The sequence below is a fragment of the Nocardia sp. NPDC004278 genome (genome assembly GCF_053602975.1).
In genome coordinates, this window is sequence record NZ_JBSGEQ010000014.1 from 186,363 (window position 1) to 208,807 (window position 22,445).

A 22,445-nucleotide genomic window follows, 5' to 3' on the forward strand; every position below is an offset into this window, starting at 1 on the left:
GCGTAGGGTTCTGGACACGATGCGCACGCTCTTGATCGACAATTACGACTCGTTCACCTACAACCTGTATCAGCTGATCAGCGAGGTGAACGGGGAAGAGCCCACGGTCGTGCGCAATGACGAGGTCGGCGATATCGGACAGCTGCGGCTGGAGCGCTTCGACAATGTCGTCATCTCCCCCGGTCCGGGCCGCCCGGACGTCACGCGGGATATCGGCATATCGGCGGCGGTGATCCGGGAGACCGAGCTGCCATTGCTCGGCGTCTGTCTCGGACATCAGGCGCTGGTCGTCGCGGAGGGCGGCATCGTGACCACCGCGCCCGCCGCGCGACACGGATATCTCGATCACATCGAGCACGACGGCAATGACCTGTTCGCCGGGCTCCCCGAGGGTTTCACCGCGGTGCGCTACCACTCGCTGGCCGCCGAACGACCGCTGCCGGACAGTCTCGAGATCACCGCCGTCGCGGCCGATGGCGTGATCATGGGTGTGCGGCATCGGAGCAGACCGCAGTGGGGGGTGCAGTTCCATCCCGAATCGATAGCCAGCGAGTACGGTGCGGCATTACTCGGCAACTTCGCGAAACTCACTGCGGGCCAGCGCATTCGGTCGAGCATTATTGCGCCGTTCGAACATGCCGAACCGCTGCAGGGCGGTAGACACGAGTACCGGGAATCGCGGCGCTCCTGGCAGCTGCGACATTCGGTGATCGAGCGTGCGATCGATACCGAGGCCGCATTCGTTCGGCTATATGGCAACTCCCCCACCGCATTCTGGCTCGACAGCGAGCATGTCGAACCGGGGCTGGATCGGTTCTCCTTTCTCGGTGATGCGAGCGGGCCACTGGCGGAAGTGATCCGCTATCGGGTCGGCGAGAATATGGTGACGGTCGAATCCTCGGACGGAAATCGGCGGACCGTACCCGGCGGAATTCTCGACTATCTGGCCGGGCAGCTGCATCTGCGGCATACCGAATTGCCAGATCTCCCTTTTGATTTCGCGTGCGGGTATGTCGGGTATCTGGGTTATGAGGTGAAGGCCGATTGCGGGGCGAATGCCGCGCATCGCGCTGCCACCCCGGATGCGCAGTGGATCTTCGCCGACCGGATCGTGGTGGTCGACCATGTCGCCGGGCGGACCCATCTGCTCGCGCTCACCGATCCGGTGCCGGAAGCCCTTCGGGCGGGCGCGGATTGGTTGCGCGATACCCGCGAGATCCTGGAATCCCTGCCGACGTGGGTGAATCCGCCGCCGCTCGAGGTGTTCTCCGATACCGCCCCCGTCGCACCGCTTTTCACCCGTGGACGGGAGCGGTATCTCGCCGATATCGCCATCTGTCAGGAGCGGCTGCACGCGGGCGAGTCCTACGAAATCACCATTGCCGACGCAGCGTCCATGGTGGCGGCCGAAGCCGACGGCCTCGATTTCTATCGCACCCTGCGCCGCTGCAATCCCGCGCCGTACGCGGCGTATCTGCGATTCGACGATCTCGAAATCGCCTGCTCCTCACCGGAACGCTTCCTCAAGGTCGACCGTGCCCGCACGGTGGAGAGCAAACCGATCAAGGGCACCGCGCCGCGCGGGCGCACCCCCGCCGAGGACGAACGGCTGCGCCGCGAACTGGCCGATAGCCCCAAGACCAGGGCCGAGAACCTGATGATCGTCGATCTGCTGCGCAATGACCTCGGCCGGGTCTGCCAGATCGGCAGTGTGCACGTGCCGAAATTGATGGCCACCGAGGCGTATACGACCATGCACCAATTGGTTTCCACCGTGCGCGGCACGCTGCGCCCGAATGTCGACGTCATCGATTGTCTGCGTGCGTGTTTTCCCGGCGGCTCGATGACCGGGGCACCGAAGCTGCGGACCATGGAGATCATCGACGAACTGGAGACCGAAGCGCGCGGAATCTATTCGGGCACTATCGGTTTCCTCGGGCTGGCGGGCACGGCCGACCTCAATATCGTCATCCGCACCGCCGTCCGCCATGACGGACACTGGCGCATCGGTGCGGGCGGCGCCATCGTCCTCGATTCGGATCCGGAGGACGAATACCACGAAACCCTTCTCAAAGCCGCCGCCACCTACCGGGCAACCACCCGCTGAGCAATCGCGCGGCCGCAGTCCGACAGGCCGTTCCCTCCGGCGGGACAGTCGGCGCCGAATCAGGCCCCCGGGCGCGCCTGTGGAGCCTGCGCCGTCAGTGGATCCGGATGCAGTGGCGGCGTTGTCGGCGCGGACGATTGCGTTGGGTGCGGCGATTATGCTGGCTCGGGCGTCTCGAATCCGCATGCCCGCTCGGGCATCGCGCCCGCTCCGGGCGTGCAGAATCCCGAGAACGGTTCGGCGGCTACCTGCGGCGACGGCGTTTCGGGGGGTCGGGGGCGGGCGGTGGCTCGGCGGTTCTGCCGGTGAAGCGGCCGAGGAGGGAGACGCCGGGGAGCTTGGCGAGGGCGGCCAAGACGTCTTCGCCGAGGCCGATCATCGCCTCTAGGCGGGGCAGCAGTCGGTCGTAGGCGGCCAAGGCCGGGTCGGCCAGCGCCAGGGTGCGGTCGAGGCGGTCGATGGTGGAATTGAGCCGGTCGATGGCGATCGAGAGGTTCTCGATCAGATCCGGCAATCGCACCGCCAGCTGGGCCGAGGCCGGTGGCAGTCGCACCGCGGCGTCGAGGGCCTGCCCGGCCGTCAGTTGCGCGGCATCCAACGCCTGCACCGCCGCCGACTGCGCGGCCTCCACCGCGGACTGCGCGGCGGCCAGAATGTCGCCGGGACTGGGCACCCGCCCACCCGGCACTTTCGGAATCGAACCCTTCCGACCCGCTCCCTTCGGGGTAGTCATACCTCCACTCTGCCGCACCCGAACCAGCTCCGACCGCAAATCCCCAACCGACCGGTCTGTGTCGCCGCCCAGCCCACCACACACCGGCGGTCCGCCGATCCGCTCCCGATGCTCGGCCTCACCCGGACCGGGCCGCCGCCGCATCGCGGTCTCCACCGGCCCACAGCACACCCGGCTGATCCGCAGCGTGCGACCGGCGCAACGCACCACCAGCCCGCAACGCACCACCAACCCAGCCCACCTCGGCGCCCCACGCCACCCAGCTGATCCGCAGCGTACGACCGCCGCGACACACCACCAGCCCGCAACGCACCACCAACCCAGCCCACCTCGGCGCCCCACGCCACCCAGCTGATCCGCAGCGTACGACCGCCGCGACACACCACCAGCCCGCAACGCACCACCAACCCAGCCCACCTCGGCGCCCCACGCCACCCAGCTGATCCGCAGCGTACGACCGGCGCAACGCACCACCAGCCCGCGACGCACCACCAGCCCGGCACAGCCCAACCCACCTCGGCGCCCCAGGCCGCCCTGCTGATCCGCAGGTGCGACCGGCCCCACAGCACACGATGCGGCACGGCCCGAACGCGTCGCTGTCAGGTCCGTGTGCGACTGGTCCGAGCCGGTCGCCGCAGCGCGGCAGCGGGCAGGTCGGGATGACGCAGCGCAGTGGGTGCCGTACGCGCGGGCCCGGCGCGATACTGCGGCTGGCGGACACACCCGCCGATATCCGTGGTGCGCCCGAGTCGCGTATTCGCTCGCATCGCCGAACCAAGGGATGGGCAGGTTCGGCGTGTCGGACCTTCGTGGCATAGTTCGAGCACGATGAAACTGAGCAAAGGGGCCAATGCGCCGGTACCGACTTCCCTTCTAGCCGTGGTCATTTCATGGCGGTCGGAGCATGCGGTGGATGCGCATGCGTTGTTGCTGGCGGAGGCGGGGGCGGTGCGCACCGATCGGGATCTGGTGTTCTTCAATGCGCCCCGGCATATGTCGCAGGCGGTGACGCTCGATCAGGAACCCGCGCCGGGTACCGCGCGACTGAGCGTCTCACTACCGCGCACCGAAGCGGATGTGGCCCGGATCGTCGTCGCGGGATCGGTCGACGACGGAACCTTCGGCGATATCACGGGTTTGACCCTCACCATCGAAGCCGCCGATGGGCCGATCGCCCAGTTCGATATCACCGATACCGATACGGTGGCCGCGATGATGTTCGGCGAGTTCTACCGCCGCGACGGCCAGTGGCGCTTTCGCGCGATCGGACAGGGCTGGGCCAGCGGACTCTCCGGACTCGTCACCGAATTCGGGGTCACCGTCGACGATCCCGCAGCGCCGGCCCCCGACCGACCACGCTCGGCCCCGACGGCCCTTCCGCATCACCGATCATCCACCTCGCCAGCGCGACAACGTGTTTCCGTGGGCGGACCGACCGATGCCACCCGCCCTCGGCAGCTCCACCACCCCGCACCCTCGGACCAGGACGACCAGCTCGGCCGAAGCAGAGCAGTCGACCTCGATCGCCGACGCCACGAGATCGATCCGCCGCTGCCGCCACCGCCGAATCCCGAACGCGCGGACTGGCATTCCGATCCCGAGCACCCCTCCCGTATGCGTTGGTGGGACGGAGCCGAATGGACGAGCGCCATCCGCGCACGGCCGCAACCCGGCCCACGCGACTGTGCACGGTGTGGAAATCCCCGACGGCGCAAGCTGTTCGGCGGAATCGCGCCGTGTGAACGCTGCGAGAGTGAAATCGAGGAGTTTCTGACGCACTGGCACACCCAGGCTTGGCGGGTGCTCACCGCATACGGGCCGCGTGGCGCGGAATGGGCAGAGCTGTGGGCGTCGCTGCGGTATCAGCGGATCGACGAGGGGCTGGGACGGGCGGCGCTGCGGGATGTCGCGCTCACCTATGTGGAGCGACTTGTCGCCTTCGCATTCGCGGATGGGGAGATCGAGCAGGCCGAATACGAGGCATTCGAATACGCAATCGAGGAACTGGCGCTCAGCGGACCGCTGGTCGAGGATCTGCGCAGGCGAATGTATCGCGGCCACACCCTGTCCAGGTTGCGCGGCGGAGATCTACCGGTGGTCCGGACCCCCGGCCTGCACCTGGATCCGGAGGAGCGGGTGCACTTGGATCTGCCCGCGGTACACGTGCGCCAGCTCGCCAGGGGGCCGAAGCTCACCGACGGCAGGCTGATCGCCAGCAATAAGAAGCTGCGCTTCGTCGGCACCGACACCGGTACCGAATTGCCGTGGAACCGGGTGGTTTCGGTGCGGGTCGAACAGCGCACGGTGGTCATCGCGGCGACCTCGGCGCGCGGCGGCGCCACCTTCGATGTCGACGATCCGGACTACGTCGCGGCCGCCCTGGAGGGCGCGCTGCGGGTCGCCAAACGCCTGATCCTCACCCCGGGCCAGCGCGACACCCGCAGCATCCCCCAGGAGGTCAAGGCCGAAGTGTGGCAGCGCGACGGCGGCAAATGCGTCGAATGCGGCGACGGCCACTATCTCGAATTCGACCACATCATCCCGCTCAGCCGCGGCGGCGCGACCAGCGCGACCAATCTGCAGATCCTCTGCCGCGCCTGTAACCGCGCCAAAGGCGCGCGAATCTGACCGCCCCCGGCTCCGATACCGCACACATCCGCGCACCGGAACACCGGTGTGGCGAATCAGGCATATGCGATGAAGCACGTTGAGCCCGCGTACCGTGTCGCCGTAGCGTGCGACTTACCGAACAGGGCCGTTTGGAGGGAGTGGATCATGCGGGTTGCGGTAGTCGGCGGAACCGGGGTGCTGGGAACCGCGGTGGTACGGGAGCTGGGTGCGCGCGGACATGAGGTTCGGGTGGTGAGCCGGACCGCTCCGGCGACTGGCGTGACCGAGCATCGAGCCGCCGATCTCGCCACCGGATCCGGACTGGAATCCGCATTGAACGGTTGCGATACCGTCGTCGACGCGGTGAGTGCCCGCCGCCGGACCCGATCGGTCATGGTAGACGGAGTGCGTCGGCTACTCGAGGCCGAGCGGCAGGCGGGCATCGGCCACCACGTCGAAATCTCCATTGTCGGCTGCGATCAGGTGCCCATCGCCTACTACCAGGCGAAGGTGGCCCAGGAACAGGTGATCACCACGGGCGAGGTTCCGTGGACGCTGTTGCGCGCCACCCAATTCCACGAACTCGTCACCGAAATCATCGCACTGCCAGCACGATGGCGGATCGCTCCGCACACGACGGCGAAGGTGCAGCCGATCGATGTGAGCGCCGTCGCGACCCGGCTGGCCGATGCGGTGGACAACGGACCGGCCGGACGAATTCCCGATATCGCCGGGCCGTCCGTGCACACCATTACCGAGCTGGCGGATATCTACCGAAACCACATCGGCCGCAAGCTGTTACCGCTGCCGGTGCCCATCCCGGGCCGCATCGGGCGGGCGCTGCGGTCCGGCGCCCTCTGCCTGGACGAGCGCGGCGAGGCGATCGGCATCGGCTACGCCGACTGGCTGTCCCGGCTCACTCACTGATCAATCCGGCGGTCCGCCCCAGATCCGCCAGCATCGCATCGAACAGAATCTCCGGATTCGACAGCGGAATCGGATAATTCCCGAAGACCTCCAGGGTGACATGCCCATAGAGCCGGGCCCAGATCTGGATCATCAGATATGTCACGCCGAGATCGAGTTTTTCGGCGGGAAATTTCTGCCCGGACTCCGAAAGCGCTGCCAGCAGCTCGGTTTGGAACAGCACCAGATCATCACGCAGCTCCGCCGGAATCACATCGGTCGGCGGCGTCACGACATCGTAGGTGGCCAGCAGCCGCCCGGTGGCGGCCAGGAAGATCCGCCCGAACGGTTCGTTGAACCGCCGCAGCATGCGCGCCCGGCCCGCGCCGGGCGAGGCGAATACCAGGGTGAATTCCCTGGTGTGCGCCAGCGCCCAGCGCCGGAAACCCTTGCAGATGGCGAAGAACTGCACCGCACCGTCATCGGGCAGGGTCGCGATCTGCTCGGACAGCTCGGCCGCGAGGTCGGCACAGAACTCCAGGCGCAGGTTCTCCAGCAGGTCCTCGCGGGAGTTGTAGTACCGGTACAGGGCGGGCGCGGTAATGCCGAGTTCGCGCGCGATGGCCCGCAGCGTGACCGCATCGGGACCATGGTCGACCAGCAGTGCGCGGGCCACCCGACGGATATCCGCATCCGATACCACCGGCGCCCGCCCCCGCGGCTTCGAGCTGTTCATCAGGGGATTCAAGCGTATTCGACTTCCCAGCGCTTGATCCCGTTCAACCAACCCGAGCGCAACCGCACCGGTTCGGAGACCTGCCGCAGGTTCGGCATGACATCGGCGATGGCGTTGAACATCAGATCGATCTGCAGCCGCGCCAGATTGGCGCCCACGCAGTAGTGCGTACCGGTGCCGCCGAATCCGACGTGCGGGTTGGGGTTGCGCAGCACATTGAAGGTGAACGGATCCTCGAAACCGTCCTCGTCGAAATTGGCCGAGCTGTAGAACAGGCCGACCCGCTGCCCCTTCTTGATCTGCTGCCCACCGATTTCGGTGTCCTGGGTGGCGGTGCGCTGGAATGCGGTCACCGGGGTGGCCCAGCGCACGATCTCGTCGGGTGCGGTGCGCGGACGCTGCTGTTTGTAGAGCTCCCACTGCTCGGGGTTGTCGACGAAGGCCTTCATGCCGTGGGTGATCGAGTTGCGGGTGGTCTCGTTGCCCGCGACCGACAGCAGGATCACGAAGAACGCGAATTCGTCCGAACCCAGATTCTCGCCATTGATATCGGCATTGATCAGCTGGGTGACGATGTCATCGGCCGGGCATTTGCGCCGTTCCTCGGCCATATTCCAGGCGTAGCCCATGACTTCGGCGGTCGCGGCATGGTGGTTGCCGTCGAATTCCGGATCGTCATAGGAGATCATCTGGTTGGTCCAGTCGAACAGCTTCTTGCGATCGTCCTGTGGGACGCCGATGAGCTCCGCGATGGCCTGTAGCGGCAGTTCACAGGCGACCTGTTCGACGAAGTCGCCGCGGCCGGTCTGCTTGGCCTCGTGCACAATTCGGGCCGCGCGTTCGGTGAGCGCCGCGCGCAGGCTCTCCACCGCGCGCGGGGTGAAGCCCTTGGAGATGATGCGGCGGGTCTTGGTGTGCTGCGGCGGATCCTGGTTCAGCAGCAGCATATTGCCGAGCATGTCGATCTGCTCGCGGGTGGTTTCCTCGTTGAACCGGATGATCGCGGTGTTCTCGTGCGAGGAGAAGACCTCAGGATTCTTCGAGATCTCCTTGATGTGGTCGAGCTTGGACACGACCCAGTAGCCGCCGTCATCGAAGCCGCTGGCCCGCCCGGACTGCGCGCACCACCAGACCGGCGCGGTCCGGCGCAGCTCGGCGAATTCGCGGATGGGCAGGCGGGTGGCGAGCAGATCGGGGTCGGTGAAGTCGAATCCTGTGGGAATCGCTGGCGTGGTCACGGTCACGGCTATCTCCTACCGGTCTGACATGGGCTGCAGACCTCACAACGTTGTGTGGAACAGGTTCCTGAGGAGATAAAACCACACAACCAGGCCTTGTGAACAGTGTTTAGTAAAACCCGTTAACTGAATCAGCGGTTGCCGCCCGTTCGCGGGATGTATAAATAGCAATCAGCTATGACTCTCCTCCTGATCGCTTATCGCGAAACGGTGGACGCGCCACCGAGGACGGCCTGTAATGGGACTCGACCGATTCGACTCCCTGTTCGGAGGTTCCCATGCCCAGCCTGTACGAGCACGCCGGTGGCGACGAGCCATTGCATCGCGTCGAAGCAGCCTTCTACGACAAGGTGCTGGCCGATCCAGTGCTGAAAACCCAGTTCACCGAACGCCTCCCGACCCACGTCGACCACCTCACCTGGTTCACCGCCGAATCCTTCGGTGGGCCGGACCGTTTCACCCGCGACCTCGGCTTCGACTACATCATCGCCGTGCATCGCGGCCTCGCGATCACCGACGAACAACGCGACCGGTTCGCCCAGCTGTACCTGGAAGCGTTCGAAGAGGCTGGCCTGCTCGATGATCCGGCCTTCCGCGACGCAGTGCGCGAACATGCCGAATTCGGCGCGCAGGTGGCACAACAGAATTCGCACGCCAAGTCCGATGACGAACTGCACCCGATCCGCGCGGTGCCGCACTGGACCTGGGACGGCGACGACTGACTACCGGAACACGCGCGCGACCAGCTCCTGCAGCAACCGCGGCACCACAGCCTCGAGATCAGCCGTCTGGTCCTGGGGTGTGCCGCGGGTATGCGCCGCGACGGCGAAGCCGTTGCCGAACGACGCCGAGGCCACCTCGAGCGGCTCGCTATCGGACCAGCCCCATTTGCTGCCCAGGACCCCCGGCAGCCGCGCGGTCCCCCAGTCCTGGGAGGTACCGTCGGCCGCCTGGTCGCCCGCGGCGGCCATCCAGTCGAAGATCGGTGAGCTGGGTTCGGTGCGCTGTTTGGCCGCCAGGAAGCTGGCCACATCGGCGGTGCTGGTGTACGACATGCCCCAGGCCGCACCCGATTTGGTGCCGGTCAGGTGGTACTCCGCGGCGATGGCGTCGATCGCCTGCGGATACTTGGCGCCCATCGCGTCGGCGGCGGAATCGTCGGAGTAGCGGATCATCCGCTCGGCCAACGCCAGATCCTCCGCACTGCGATCACCGTGGTGCAGCGCGTAATCGACCATATAGAGCTTGACCAGCGACAATCCCGCGCGCGATTCGTATTCGTTCGCAGTGCCCCACTCGACACCCGGAACCACCGAGCGGAACGAGAATGCCGTACGCGACGGCACACCCAGGGTGTCGTCACCGATCGCATCCGCCGCGGCACTAGGCGCGGCAAATACCAGCACCGCAACGGCGGCGACCGAAATCGGAAAAATCAAGCGGCCCATGGTGTCTCGCCCCCTACGCCGCGACCGTCAGCACGGGCGGCTGCCAATGCCCACTGATGGCAACATCTTTCGGCGCATAGAGCCGCATGACGAGCGAGAACTGGCCCGCTGCCGGAATGGGCAGCCAATTGCCCGCGGGCACGCTGATATCCGGATCCTCATGCTGCACAGCGAGATCGACCGAACCGTCCGGATTGGGCACCACCGGAACCTGATGTCCGATCGCGTAGATATTCGCCGCATTCGGTATCAGATAACCGTCGGCGTCGTAGGCGGTCAGCGACCAGAACGCATCGACCGGTGGGAGTTGTCCCGGTGGGAAGTGCAGCCGAAATTTGGTGGGCGTGCCATTGCGGTCGGCCTTGGCGAACATGCCCGGATAGAGCGCGTCCCGCGACAGGTTGGCTCCCAAGCCGACCCACGCGACATTGGCCCGCAGCAGGTAGTCGGTGCCGTAGGTGCCGACTCCCGGATTGAGGCGCCATCCGTTCTCGTTCACCATGGTCGGGTCGGTGTAGGTCGGAATCTCCTTCTTCGCCGCATCGGCCGCCGCGGTCAGCTGGTCGTTCGAGATGCCTTGGACGCTGCCGCCCGGCCGAATGCCGATGGCGGCGAAGCGTTTCATGGCCGGTTCATCGTCGGAAGGTGGCGGATTCACCGCCATGACCGCGCACATTCGGGTGAAGAAGGTCGCCGCGTCCATATCGTGCACCTGCTTCGGCGGCGGAACCGCTGTGGAGCCCGTCGGGGTCGAGTGCGACGGCGTGTCCTTGCTTGTGGCCCATGCGCTGAGCGGCACCAGTTTCAGCTGTTGCTGTAGCGCCGTGACGGCGGCGATGTCGGCGGAACCGTTGACCTGGATCCGCCCGAGCAGCCACGCAGTCGGTGTCGGCACCGGCAGCTCGATCATGGCATCGGGCGCCGTGCCCGTCCACTTCGGACCGGTGACGAGGTAGGTGAAGGGCGGGCCACCCGAGCTCGCCTGCGGCCGCCTACTACTCGGGTCGTGCACGGTATTCGTCCAGGCATCGAGCACCTGCATCATCCAGTAGCGACTCGGATCGATCGCGGGCACCTGCAATACCATCGGCTCCGCCGAAACATCCAGCCACGCTGTCGAATACAGGGTGTCCAGATTCACTCGCACCACATCGCGGCGCTCCGGTGTCGGCAGCGCGGTGGCGTGCTGGAAGGTATTGACCGGGGCAATCGCTTCGGCCGCGGCCCGAGTGACGTCCATCAACACCAGCGGATAGCCGAAGACATAGGCGTCCTTGGCGATGGCCTCGACATCGCTGGACGCGGCCGAGGTCGACTCGGACTTGTCCGAGGATTTCCCGCAGGCGGCCAGTCCGATACCGGCCGCGGCGAGCCCGAGGACCGTCCGACGCGCGATCTGCGCCGGGTCAAGGATGGCACCGCAGTTATCCATGGCTCTCCTCGCTCATCCGATTCGGGTCAAACTCGGTGGTGTCCAGCTGCCGTCGAGCGCACCGCCCTCGGGAACATAGAGGCGCAGCGCGAGCCGAAACGTTCCCGACTCCGGAATCGGCAGCCAATTGCCATAGGGCACTTCACCTCTCGGATCCTCGGCCTGGATGGCGAGTTCCAACGCACCGTCCGGCAGCGGTACGACGGGACGTTGGTGCCCAACCGAGTAGATGCCCGCCGCATTCGGCACCAGAAAGCGCTGAGCGGTATAGGCGGTCAGCGACCAGAAGGCCCGTACGGGCGGCGACTGCCCGGCTGGGAAGTACAGCCGGTACCGGCGCGGCGTGCCCTGCTCCCCCGCATTCGCGCTGATCTCCGGATAGACGACATCCTTGGGCAGATTCGCACCGAGCGCGGTCCATGCGGTGGAGGCGCGCAACGCGTAGTCGGTGCCATAGGTACCGAGATTGGTCGCGATATCCCAACCGTTCTCGCGTCTGGCCTCGGGATTGGCGTAGTCCGGAATCTGCAATTGGCCGGCCGCGACGGCGGCATCGAGATCCGCGGCCGGAGCACCATCCAGCGCGCCGCCGGGCCTGATACCGATCGTCGAAAAGCGCCGCAGGGCAGGGGCGTCGGCGGCAGCTGGCGGATTGGTGCGCATCAGGTCGCAGAGCCGAGTGAAGAAGGTGTGTCCGTCCATCCGCGCGACCTGCTGCGGCGCCGAGATCGGGGCCACCATATTCGGATCGATCTCCGGGGTCGGTCGTTCACCGCGCTGCCAGGCGCTCAGCGGCGCCATGTACACCTGATGCTGCAATGCCTCGGCGGCGGCGAGATCGGCCTGATCGCGCAGTTCGACCCGACCGATCAACCATGCGGTCGCGGTGGGCATCGCCAGCGGAGTCAGGTTGTCCGGGAGCGGGCCCGACCAATCGGGGCCGGTGATCACGTAGGTGTACGGCGCGGTATGCCCCTCCTTCACCTGGGGTGCCACACTGCTCGGATTGTGTGTCGTATTGGTCCAGGCGTCCATGATCTGCATCAGCCAGTACCGGTCGCCGTCCATCTCCGGAACCTGCAGCACCACCGGTTCGGCACGCAGATCGAGCCAGGCTGACGCATAAAGGGTGTCGACATTCGGCATGACCACCGAGTTCATCGTCGAATCGATCGGGCCGAGGGCGGCGATTCTATTCGCGGGAACGGCAGCGGTATTCGTCTGCAACGTGACATCGGTCAACACCAGCGGATAGCCGAAGATATAGGCGTCAGTCGCGATCGAACGCGCATCGCGCGGCGGCTCACCATGAGGACCGCCGCCACTCCCGGATTCCGTCGATTTGCCGCACGCGGCCAGGCCCGTGCCCGCGACGGCACCGGCCAGCAGCACAGATCGCCGCGACACCTGGGTCATGGCCTTCTCCCTACTTTCCCGATCAGGTCGGACAACTTCGAGAGATCAGGCGGAGTATAGCCACATATTTGCCATATATCGGGCAAGCGGCGGTCCAGTGCCGTGCCGCGATCAGCCGGTGCCGAGAATCGAATTCATGATGGTGCCCGCGCTGGTGGCGACGACGCCGCCGATCATCGTGGTGTGGTCTGGCAAGGTCGGAAAGACGTGACTGCGTGGTCGCCGAGAACCCGATACCATCCTCGGTGAGCGAATTACATCCTTGTCCCGCATCCAGAATGAGCAATCCGAAATGATCCTGGCCAGCGTTTACGACACTTGGGCGCAGCTCGGCAATCCCACCCCCGAGGCCCCACCGATAGCCGACAAATTCCTCCAGATGGTCCACTATCTGACCTGGTTCGTGCTGCTCGCTGGCATCACCGCCATCATCTACGCCGGTGGCCGTTTCGCCTGGGAGAAGTGGAGCGGCGGCGGCCTGGAATCCCCGAAGATGGTGGCCGGAGCCATGATCGGCGGCGTGGTCGCCACCAGCGCGGGCACCATCATGAACGCGGTTATCGGCTGAGTTCGCGTCGGCGGTTACGCGCGAGCGTCTTTCGGTTCGCCGATGACTCAGCCGAGGATGCCCGCCCGGGTCGCGGCGCGCAGCCAGTCCGGGAACTCGCCGAGCAGGCGGGCATAGAGCTGCGCGTCGTCCACCTGGTCGATGTCGTCGAGGGCGAAGAAACCCGCATTGTCGACCACACGATCCGACATTTCGTCGAGGGTCCGCAGCAGGCCGTAGTTGGCCTTGCCGAGGCCGACGAACTGCCAGAAGGCGGGCAGCCGAGACGCATCGCGCATGAGTGCGGTGATTTCACGCTTCTTGGCGAACCCGCCGTCGGTGAAGAACAGCACCAGGGTCGGGGTGCCGCCGGGGCGCAATGAGGCGATGATGTCGCGCATGATCGGCAGTTCGTCATTGCGGCCACCGATTCTGGCGTAGTCGATGCCCTGGTGGATGCCGGTGAGGTGCAGGAAGGTCTGGGCCCATGCATCGCCGTGTTCGACGGTGATATCAGGCAGTTTCGCGAAGGACAGGGCGTAGAGGTAGACCTCCAAGGTGCCGTCCTCGTCGAGTTGGGTGGCCACCGGGATCATCCGCTGGACGACGCGGTGCACGACCCCTTTGCTGTATTGCCTGCTCATGCTGAGGGTTTTATCGATGACCAGCACGACTCGGGCACGAATCCCGAAGGCGTTCTTGGTGATCAGGACCTTGGCGACCTCGCGTTTGCGCAGGTCGAGGGTGGCGCGCTTCTCGAAGGAGAGTGCGGCTTCACCGGGGACGGTGCGGACTTCGGGGGCAGCGGCAGGTGCCGCAGGCGCTGCCGTTGCGGCGGGCGCCGGGAATCCCACCGGCGCAACGGACACCGGTGCGGGTTCATCGTCGACGCTCACCCCGTGGTCGGTGACCAGGGCGGCGAACCCACCCGCATAGCCCTGCCCAACCGCGCGGATCTTCCAGTCGGAATTACGCCGATACAGTTCCACTGCGATGACGACCGATTCGGTGCCGAGTCCATCGATCACGTACTCGTACAGGATGTTTCCGGATCCGTCGGCGACGGTGGCAACCGGTGGCGTGAATTGCCCGAAGGTTGCGGTGGCATCATCCAGCGTGATGACCACCCGAATTCGATCGATTTCCGCGGATACTTCGGCCGTGGAAACGACCAGCGCCGCAGGCATTCCCGACCGCAACTCCACACCGGGCGCATTCGGCTGATTGAAGAAGACGAAGTCGGCGTCGGTACGCACCCGGCCCGCATCGTTGACCAATAGCGCCGAAACATCGACCGCTGCCGCCGATCGCACCGAGACAACGACATTCGACACCGCCAACGGGCCGTTCTGTCCCTTGACGAGTGATGTGCCCACCGCGACTCCTTGCCCTGCCACCAGACCCGTACCGCCTAGGTGTCTCACAAACCTCTGAGCAGCGTCAACACATCCAGTGCAGCATCGACGGAAGCACTGAGCAGCCCGACTTCCGCCACGGTCGCATCGTGCAGTCCGGGATCCTTCAGCGCCAGCCCATTGCCGTAGATCGCCACGTTGTACCCGAGATCCGCGGCCCGCAGGAGCGGACCGGTCGCGACCCCCGCACCGAGCAGCAGGTCCAGCCCCTCGCCGAGGAAATAGAACCGCCACAGCGGACCGAGATCCCCGTTGTAGACCTCCTTGGTGCGATCGACGATCACCTGACCGGATGACGCGATGGCATCGACAATCTTGAAGTAGTCGGGCGCGTTGTCCGGCTTACTGCCCACGGACGCCACCGAATACGCGAGATCCACGGTCAAATGCGCGTTATAGCCCGCCATCGCGACGCGGGCGGGCGACACCTCACACCGCCGGGCCAGCTCGAAATACCGCGCCCAGTGTGGCTCGACGGGCGCGCCGGTAACGGCCGCATGCAGGTTTTTCAGGAATCGCCCCAGTAGCTCGAGGCTGATCGCATGCGCGTACTCCCGGTCCCGAAATGCGGCGGGATCACGCTGCATGGGCATTACCGCCAACTGTTCGACACCGTCGAGTCCGAGTGGGAACAGCCCGCGCCGATCCCGATGCGCGACCAGGATGTCGGTGATCTCATGATGGCGCGCCACCGCGATCGTCAACCGCTGCAACGCATCTCCGGCCAGCGTGCCGGTGTCGGAGAGCCGGGCGATGGTGTCCAGCTCATCCGGCGAGAGCGGCGTGCCGCAGACCGCCGGGTCGACCGCTTGCGCGATGGCCGCCGGGGTCGACCCGACGGCCATCACGAGCATCGCACTGATCAGACCTAGGACGGCCGGTCGCAACGAAGTTCGCACCGCCGAAGTCTAAAGCGCGATTCAGGTTTGCGCCGACTGCGTCGGGGCGCGCCGACCGGGCTATCCGACGAACTCGCGGTCACGGTGCATGCGACCACGTCAGGGGCGCTGGTCGGGGTACCTATTGCCGTTTCGACCGCGCCCAGCCGAAGGTGAGGGCTACTGCGCGTTTCCAGTTGTCGTATTCATCGGCGCGGTGGATCGGGTCCATTCGGGGGACCCATTGGCCCGCCAGGCGCCAATTGCTGCGCAGACCTTCCAGGTCCGGCCAGTAGCCGACGGCGAGACCGGCGGCGTAAGCGGCTCCGAGGGAGACGGTTTCGGCGACGAAGGGGCGCATGACGGGAATATCGAGGACATCGGCGACTATCTGCATAAGCAGGTTGTCGGAGGTCATGCCACCGTCGACGCGCAAGGTGCGGGCATGCAGACCGGAGTCGGCGTTCATGGCGTCGACGACTTCGCGGGTCTGCCAGGCGGTTGCCTCCAGTACGGCACGGGCGAGGTGGCCCTTGTTGATATAGGAGGTCAGGCCGATGACCAAACCCCGCGCATCGCTGCGCCAATGCGGCGCGTACAGACCGGAGAAGGCGGGCACGATATAACAGCCGCCATTGTCTTCGACTGTGCGAGCAAGGGTTTCGATTTCGGGCGCACTCGACACCAGGCCGATATTGTCGCGCACCCACTGCACCAGCGATCCGGCGACCGCGATCGGCCCCTCCAGCGCGTACACCGGTTCGGGCTCGATCTGATACCCGATCGTGGTGAGCAGACCGTGTGACGACTGCACCAGTTCTCGCCCGGTATTCATCATCAGAAAGCCCCCGGTCCCATAGGTGCATTTGGTTTCCCCACGGGCGAAACAGGTTTGGCCGAACAGCGCGGCGTGCTGGTCGCCGAGTGCGGCGGCGATCCGGATGCCGGGCACCACGCGACTGGTCGTCCCGTAGGACGCGGTCGAGGGCTGAATGGTCGGCAGCATCGCGGCGGGAATTCCGAAGAATTCCAGTAGTTCCCGATCCCAGGCGAGCGTGGTGATATTCATCAGCAATGTGCGGCTGGCATTGGTGACATCGGTGCGATGCACACCGCCGTCCGCACCACCGGTCAGATTCCAGATCAGCCAGGTCTCCATGGTGCCGAACAGCACGTCGCCGCGCTCGGCCCGATCCCGCAGTCCCGGAATGGCATCCAGCAGCCAACGCAGGCGCGGCGCGGCGAAATAGCCCGCAAGCGGCAGACCGCATAATTCGCGGATCCGTTCCGCACCCGGCTTACTGTCGAATTCGCGCACCAGGTCATCGCTGCGCATGTCCTGCCAGACGATCGCTCGCCCGATCGGCACGCCGGTGCGCCGATCCCAGACCACCGTGGTTTCGCGCTGATTGGCGATGCCGAGGGCCACAACCTGTTCGGCGGCGATACCCGAATCCCGCAATGCCTGCGGGACGAGCCGCTCGACATTGCGCCAGATCTCCATCGCGTCCTGTTCGACCCAGCCCGGACGCGGGTAATACTGCTGGTGTTCGCGCTGGGCGACACCGGCCAGGCGGGCACGCTGATCGAACAGGATGCACCTGGTCGAGGTGGTGCCCTGGTCGATCGCCAGCACATAGCGTTGCGACATCGCCTGCTTCCTATCGGATGAAAATTCGGTTCGGTGGAGCGTGATTCGGATCGAGTTCAGCGAACTCAGTGCCCGGCACCGAGATCCCGCGATACCGCGTACGCGGCATCGCGCACCAGGCCGACCAGCGTCGGCCGATGCCGCAGCTGCGAATCACAGAGCCGGTCGACCCGCCCGCTGATCCCGATTGCACCGACCACCAGTCCGCCGTGCGCGCGGATCGGCGCCGCGATAGCGGCGACGCCGGACCGGAACTCCTCGGTCTCTCCGGCCCATCCGGCCTGCCGAACCGCCACGAGCGCCCGGTTGAGCGCCGCCCGGTCGACGATCGTGCGCCGGGTGAGCCGCGCCAACTCACCGGCGCGGACGGCGGCGGCCACCTCGGCGTCATAAGCGAGCAGCACCTTGCCGAGCGCGGTCGCGTGCATCGGCAGTAGTTCCCCGACCTCGAGCGCCTGCTCAGTATTGTCCGGGCGGAAGACATGGTGCACGACCACCACATCTCCTTCGGCAGCCGCTCCGATTCGCACCGACTCACCCGTGCGCGCGGCCAAGGCATCGGCCCAGTTGATCGCCCGCGAGCGCAGCTCGTTGTTATCGAGATAGCTGGTCCCGAGATGCAAGACGGCCGCACCGAGCTGGTATTTGCCGCTGGCCTGATCCTGTTCGACGAATCCGACACCCTGCAGCGTACGCAGAATGCCATGCGCGGTCGGCTTGGCCAGATCGAGCGCACCCGCGATCTCACCGACCCCGAGGCGGCCGGAACCCCGAGCGAGCAGCTGTAGGACGGCCGCCGCTCGTTCGATCGATTGGATCGGACCGGGCATACGCCGAAACCTATCTGGAACCTGCGAGTTCGACAATGTCGAATGCGTAGGGACCTCCGAGCAACACCCGCGCCATGAGGTGTGACCTGCGTCATGGTGACCTCCACGGTCGCTGGACAGTAGTGGCGGCGCAGTGCGACGGCCACCACAACCGTTCGGCATTGTCGAACGCGAGCTATGTCCGGTATCGCAATGCGGTCGTAACCTCTGCGCCAGCAGTCGCAACCGCGGCTGGCATTTTCAGACGGAGGCTCAACGGTGAACTTCGGCTCGGTATTCGTCAGCGAGGCACTCGGCACAGGGATCCTGCTGCTACTCGGTGTCGGCGTGGTCGCGAATGTGTTGCTGACCAAATCCAAGGGATACGACGGCGGCTGGTTGCTGATCAATATGGGATGGGGTCTCGGCGTCATGGCCGGGGTGTACGTCGCCTACAAATCGGGCGGTCACCTCAATCCCGCGGTCACTATCGGCATTCTCTTCAGCGGTGCGGACCAGTACGCACCCGGTGTCGATATTTCGGTCGTCAACACCATCGCCTATCTCGGCGGGCAAATGGTCGGCGCCTTCCTCGGCGCGAATCTGGCCTATCTGGCCTATAAACGGCACTTCGACGCCGAGACCGATGCGGACAAGAAGCTGGCGGTCTTCGCCACCGGGCCCGCGATCCGTGCCCTGCGGTGGAACCTCGCCACCGAGGTGATCGGCACATTCGTCCTGGTTCTGGTGATCATGGCGTTCGGCCACACCCCGACCGGATTGGGTCCGGTCGCCGCGGCACTGCTGGTCGTCGGCATCGGTGCCTCGCTCGGCGGCCCGACCGGTTACGCCATCAACCCGGCCCGTGACCTCGGGCCACGCATCGCGCACGCGCTGCTGCCGATCGGCAAGTCCGCGCCAGCGCAGTCCGAGCGAATCCCGGTCGCGGCGGGTGCGGGATATGCCGAACAGCTGCCCGAGCACCCCACCGAACCCCGTCGCAGCAACTCCGACTGGTCCTATGCCTGGGTGCCGGTACTCGGCCCGCTGGCTGGCGGCGCGCTGGCCGGACTCGCCGCGCAATTCCTGTTCTGAATCTTCTTCCCATGCGTCTTTCGAAAGGACAGCGATGAGCCAGTACGTCGGCGCCATCGATCAGGGCACAACGAGCACGCGGTTCATGGTGTTCGACCATGGCGGCAACGAGATCGCCCGGCACCAGCTCGAGCATGAGCAGATCCTGCCGCGCGCGGGGTGGGTCGAGCACAATCCGACCGAGATCTGGGAGCGCACCCGCTCGGTTATCGCCTCCACGCTCAACAAGGCCGATCTCGTCGCGAGCGATCTCGCCGCGGTCGGTGTCACCAACCAGCGCGAAACCACGGTGGTATGGAATCGCCGGACCGGGCGCCCATACTGCAACGCCATCGTCTGGCAGGACACCAGGACCGATAAGATCGCCGCCGACCTGGAACGCGCGGGTCATGGCGAAGTCATCCGCCGCAAAGCGGGTTTGCCGCCCGCCACCTATTTCTCCGGCGGCAAACTGCGCTGGATCCTGGACAACGTTCCCGGCGTCGCCGCCGACGCCGAGCGGGGCGAGGCGATCTTCGGCACCACCGACACCTGGCTGCTGTGGAATCTCACCGGCGGCGTCGACGGCGGGGTGCATGTCACCGATCCGACCAATGCCAGTCGCACCATGCTGATGGATCTGGAAACCTGCGACTGGGACGACGAACTGCTATCGCTGTTCGGGATTCCGCGCGCGATGCTGCCGACCATCGCACCCTCGTCGAATCCGGAACTGTTCGGCAAGACCAGGGCCGACGGCCCGTTCGGCGGCGAAGTGCCGCTGGCCGGTGTGCTCGGCGATCAGCAGGCCGCCACCGTCGGTCAGGTGTGCTTCCGTCCGGGTGAGGCCAAGAACACCTACGGCACCGGAAACTTCCTGCTGCTCAATACCGGAACCGAGATCGTGCGCTCGCAGCACGGCCTGCTCACCACCGTCGCCTACCAGTTCGGCGACGACAAGCCGGTGTACGCGCTGGAGGGTTCGATCGCGGTCACCGGTTCGGCCGTGCAGTGGCTGCGCGATCAGCTCGGTGTCATTTCCGGTGCGGCCCAGAGCGAATCGCTGGCCAGGCAGGCCGAGGACAACGGTGGGGTGTACTTCGTACCCGCGTTCTCCGGACTGTTCGCACCGTATTGGCGTTCGGATGCGCGCGGCGTCATCGTCGGCCTGTCCCGCTACAGCACCAATGCCCATCTCGCGCGGGCCACGCTGGAATCGATCTGCTACCAGACCCGCGATGTCGTCGAGGCCATGGAGGCCGATTCCGGTGTGCGCCTGGACACCCTGCGCGTGGACGGCGGCGTCACCGCCAACGAACTGTGCATGCAGTTGCAGGCCGACTTCCTCGATGTGCCCGTCTCGCGGCCGGTGGTCGCCGAGACCACCGCACTCGGCGCCGCCTACGCGGCGGGGCTGGCGGTCGGATTCTGGAGCGACACCGATGAACTCGTGCAGAACTGGCACGAGGACAAGCGCTGGACCCCGACCTGGACCGAACAGCAGCGCGAACACGGTTATGCCCGTTGGAAAAAGGCCGTCGCGCGCACCCTCGACTGGATCGACGTGGACGAATGACCCTCGAAAACCAGCTCGGCCCGAACCCGAAGACTGAGTAGCACCGAAACAAGGAGACGTACCGTGTCCGCACGTTTGGACCCGAACTACCGCGCCGATGCGCTGAAAACATTGGGCGACAATGAAATCGACGTACTGGTCATCGGTGGCGGCGTGGTCGGCGCCGGTGCCGCCCTCGACGCGGCAGCGCGCGGCCTGACCGTCACCATGGTCGAGGCCAGGGACTTCGCCGCGGGCACCTCGAGCCGTTCGAGCAAGCTCATCCACGGCGGCCTGCGCTACCTGGAGCAGCTCGACTTCTGGCTGGTACGTGAGGCATTGAAGGAACGCGGCCTGCTGTTGCACCGGCTCGCACCGCATCTGGTGCGGCCGGTGTCGTTCCTGCTGCCGCTGCAGCACCGGGTATGGGAGCGCGCCTACATCGGCGCTGGCGTCGCGCTGTACGACACCATCGGCGGAGCCAGGGCGCTGCCCATGCACCGGCACCTATCGCACACGCGTGCAATGGAATTGGCGCCGGCGCTGCGTGACGACTCGATGATCGGCGCGATCCGCTACTTCGACGCGCAGGTCGACGACGCCCGCCACACCATGACCATCGCGCGCACCGCAGCACAGCACGGCGCGACGGTACTCACCCGCACCAAGGTCACCGGACTGCTGCGTGACGGCGAGCGCGTCATCGGCGCGCACGTCACCGATCTGGAGACCGGTCGCGAATACACCGTGCGCGCCCGCCGGGTGATCAGCGCGACCGGTGTCTGGACCGATGAGATGAACGAGATGACCGGCGTGAAATTCCCGTTCCACGTGCGCATGTCCAAGGGCGTGCACATTCTGGTCCCGCGTGAACGGCTCGATCTGGATACCGGTCTGATCATGCGCACCGAGAAGAGTGTGCTGTTCGTGATCCCGTGGGCTCGGCACTGGATCATCGGCACCACCGACACCGACTGGGCGCTGGACAAGAACCATCCCGTCGCCAGCGACGCCGATGTGCAGTACATCCTCGACCATATGAACGCGGTGCTGCGAGAGCCGTTGACCCGCAACGATATTGTCGGCACCTACGCGGGTCTGCGGCCGCTGCTGTCGGGTGCGTCCAGCGATACCGCATCGCTGTCGCGCGAACACGCTGTCGCGGAACCGGTTCCGGGTCTGTTCGTGATCGCGGGCGGCAAGTACACCACCTACCGGGTGATGGCCGCCGATGTGGTTGATGCCGCCGTCAAGGGCCTCGGCCGCGCCGCCGCCCCGTCGGTGACCGAACATCTGCCGCTGCTCGGCGCCGTCGGCTATCAGGAACTGGCCGCCGATGTGCACAGCGTCGCGCAGCGCGCGGGCCTGCCCGTCGCGACCGTCGAACATCTGCTCGGCCGCTACGGTTCGGGTGTCTCCGAACTTTTCGATCTGATCACCGCCGAACCGGAGTTGGCCGAACCGCTCCCGGGTGCCGACGAGTACCTCGGTGCCGAGGTCGTCTACGCGGTAACGCACGAGGGCGCACTGCATCTCGATGATGTGCTGACCCGCCGCACCCGCATCTCCATCGAAACCGCGGACCGCGGTCTGACCGCGGCCCCCGCGGTGGCCTACCTCATCGGCGCCCGACTCGGTTGGGACGCCGCGACCACCGACCGCGAAGTCACCCGCTATCGCGAGCGGGTCGAGGCCGAGCTGGCGGCCAATAAGGCCGCCGACGACGAGTCGGCCAATGCGGCCCGCTTGGTCGCCGTGGCCTGATCCGAACTGCGACTCGGCCCTGTGCGGTAGCTACCGCACAGGGCCGAGTCGTATTCGGGGTCGGTCGTCTCTGCAGGCCGCGCCCCGCTCCAACCCCCAGGTCAGCACCCAGCGGCAACTCTCCGA

General features: G+C 66.0%; 19 protein-coding genes. 8 read left to right on the forward strand and 11 right to left on the reverse strand.

Annotation, left to right across the window (positions count from 1 at the left end):
• Window positions 1-19 precede the first annotated feature (19 nt).
• On the forward strand, window positions 20-2,107 hold the full coding sequence (pabB, locus tag ACWEO2_RS22730) for an aminodeoxychorismate synthase component I (RefSeq protein ID WP_452407140.1): 2,088 nt from the start codon (window positions 20-22) through the stop codon (window positions 2,105-2,107).
• 244 nt (window positions 2,108-2,351) lie between these two features.
• On the opposite strand, the gene ACWEO2_RS22735 is transcribed toward pabB, so the two are convergent.
• Window positions 2,352-2,840, reverse strand: a complete 489-nt coding sequence (locus ACWEO2_RS22735) for a hypothetical protein (RefSeq protein ID WP_452407141.1) — start codon at window positions 2,838-2,840, stop codon at window positions 2,352-2,354.
• Between the two features lie 118 nt (window positions 2,841-2,958).
• Window positions 2,959-3,159: a hypothetical protein gene (locus ACWEO2_RS22740; RefSeq protein WP_452407142.1), complete on the reverse strand. Its 201-nt coding sequence runs from the start codon at window positions 3,157-3,159 to the stop codon at window positions 2,959-2,961.
• 560 nt (window positions 3,160-3,719) lie between these two features.
• On the opposite strand from ACWEO2_RS22740, the gene ACWEO2_RS22745 reads away from it, so the two are divergent.
• Together ACWEO2_RS22745 and ACWEO2_RS22750 are read left to right on the forward strand one after the other, a co-directional pair.
• The gene (locus ACWEO2_RS22745; RefSeq protein WP_452407143.1) at window positions 3,720-5,468 is read left to right on the forward strand and encodes a TerD family protein; all 1,749 of its coding nucleotides are present in this window, start codon (window positions 3,720-3,722) and stop codon (window positions 5,466-5,468) included.
• 147 nt (window positions 5,469-5,615) lie between these two features.
• Entirely contained in the window at window positions 5,616-6,377 is a 762-nt protein-coding gene (locus tag ACWEO2_RS22750) for an SDR family oxidoreductase (RefSeq protein ID WP_452407144.1), read from the forward strand.
• On the opposite strand, the gene ACWEO2_RS22755 is transcribed toward ACWEO2_RS22750, so the two are convergent.
• Both ACWEO2_RS22755 and ACWEO2_RS22760 read right to left on the reverse strand, forming a co-directional pair.
• Window positions 6,367-7,092 carry a TetR/AcrR family transcriptional regulator gene (locus ACWEO2_RS22755; RefSeq protein ID WP_452407145.1) on the reverse strand — a complete coding sequence of 242 codons (726 nt, stop codon included), beginning with the start codon at window positions 7,090-7,092 and terminating at the stop codon, window positions 6,367-6,369. The genes ACWEO2_RS22750 and ACWEO2_RS22755 overlap by 11 nt on opposite strands.
• A gap of 8 nt (window positions 7,093-7,100) precedes the next feature.
• Complete coding sequence (locus tag ACWEO2_RS22760; protein WP_452407159.1) at window positions 7,101-8,330, reverse strand: cytochrome P450; 1,230 nt, start codon at window positions 8,328-8,330, stop codon at window positions 7,101-7,103.
• 278 nt (window positions 8,331-8,608) lie between these two features.
• Between ACWEO2_RS22760 and ACWEO2_RS22765 the strand changes: the two genes are divergently transcribed.
• Complete coding sequence (locus ACWEO2_RS22765; protein WP_355185682.1) at window positions 8,609-9,052, forward strand: group II truncated hemoglobin; 444 nt, start codon at window positions 8,609-8,611, stop codon at window positions 9,050-9,052.
• Here the strand turns inward: ACWEO2_RS22765 and ACWEO2_RS22770 are convergent, their stop codons facing one another.
• From ACWEO2_RS22770 to ACWEO2_RS22780, 3 genes are read right to left on the reverse strand one after another with little or no spacing between them, the layout of a single operon-like run.
• Entirely contained in the window at window positions 9,053-9,778 is a 726-nt protein-coding gene (locus tag ACWEO2_RS22770) for a hypothetical protein (RefSeq protein ID WP_452407146.1), read from the reverse strand. It abuts the gene before it with no gap.
• 13 nt (window positions 9,779-9,791) lie between these two features.
• Window positions 9,792-11,210, reverse strand: coding sequence for a DUF1254 domain-containing protein (locus ACWEO2_RS22775; protein WP_452407147.1), 1,419 nt, complete (start codon window positions 11,208-11,210; stop codon window positions 9,792-9,794).
• Between the two features lie 12 nt (window positions 11,211-11,222).
• Window positions 11,223-12,626, reverse strand: a complete 1,404-nt coding sequence (locus ACWEO2_RS22780; protein ID WP_452407148.1) for a DUF1254 domain-containing protein — start codon at window positions 12,624-12,626, stop codon at window positions 11,223-11,225.
• 292 nt (window positions 12,627-12,918) lie between these two features.
• On the opposite strand from ACWEO2_RS22780, the gene ACWEO2_RS22785 reads away from it, so the two are divergent.
• A complete protein-coding gene (locus ACWEO2_RS22785) occupies window positions 12,919-13,194 on the forward strand; it encodes a hypothetical protein (RefSeq protein WP_452407160.1) in 276 nt (91 codons plus the stop codon).
• Between the two features lie 47 nt (window positions 13,195-13,241).
• Here ACWEO2_RS22785 and ACWEO2_RS22790 read toward each other — a convergent pair whose 3' ends face one another.
• The 4 genes from ACWEO2_RS22790 to ACWEO2_RS22805 form a co-directional block, all read right to left on the reverse strand.
• The gene (locus tag ACWEO2_RS22790) at window positions 13,242-14,549 is read right to left on the reverse strand and encodes a vWA domain-containing protein (RefSeq protein ID WP_452407149.1); all 1,308 of its coding nucleotides are present in this window, start codon (window positions 14,547-14,549) and stop codon (window positions 13,242-13,244) included.
• A 44-nt stretch (window positions 14,550-14,593) separates the two neighbouring features.
• Window positions 14,594-15,487, reverse strand: a complete 894-nt coding sequence (locus ACWEO2_RS22795) for a DUF5995 family protein (protein ID WP_452407150.1) — start codon at window positions 15,485-15,487, stop codon at window positions 14,594-14,596.
• 121 nt (window positions 15,488-15,608) lie between these two features.
• Window positions 15,609-17,117, reverse strand: a complete 1,509-nt coding sequence (glpK, locus tag ACWEO2_RS22800) for a glycerol kinase GlpK (protein ID WP_452407151.1) — start codon at window positions 17,115-17,117, stop codon at window positions 15,609-15,611.
• Window positions 17,118-17,182: 65 nt separating this feature from the next.
• On the reverse strand, window positions 17,183-17,947 hold the full coding sequence (locus ACWEO2_RS22805; protein ID WP_452407152.1) for an IclR family transcriptional regulator: 765 nt from the start codon (window positions 17,945-17,947) through the stop codon (window positions 17,183-17,185).
• 258 nt (window positions 17,948-18,205) lie between these two features.
• On the opposite strand from ACWEO2_RS22805, the gene ACWEO2_RS22810 reads away from it, so the two are divergent.
• From ACWEO2_RS22810 to glpD, 3 genes are all read left to right on the forward strand, one after another.
• Entirely contained in the window at window positions 18,206-19,021 is an 816-nt protein-coding gene (locus ACWEO2_RS22810; RefSeq protein WP_452407153.1) for an MIP/aquaporin family protein, read from the forward strand.
• 34 nt (window positions 19,022-19,055) lie between these two features.
• Window positions 19,056-20,576: a glycerol kinase GlpK gene (gene glpK / locus ACWEO2_RS22815; protein WP_452407154.1), complete on the forward strand. Its 1,521-nt coding sequence runs from the start codon at window positions 19,056-19,058 to the stop codon at window positions 20,574-20,576.
• A 63-nt stretch (window positions 20,577-20,639) separates the two neighbouring features.
• Window positions 20,640-22,319, forward strand: coding sequence for a glycerol-3-phosphate dehydrogenase (gene glpD / locus ACWEO2_RS22820; protein WP_452407155.1), 1,680 nt, complete (start codon window positions 20,640-20,642; stop codon window positions 22,317-22,319).
• Window positions 22,320-22,445 lie beyond the last annotated feature (126 nt).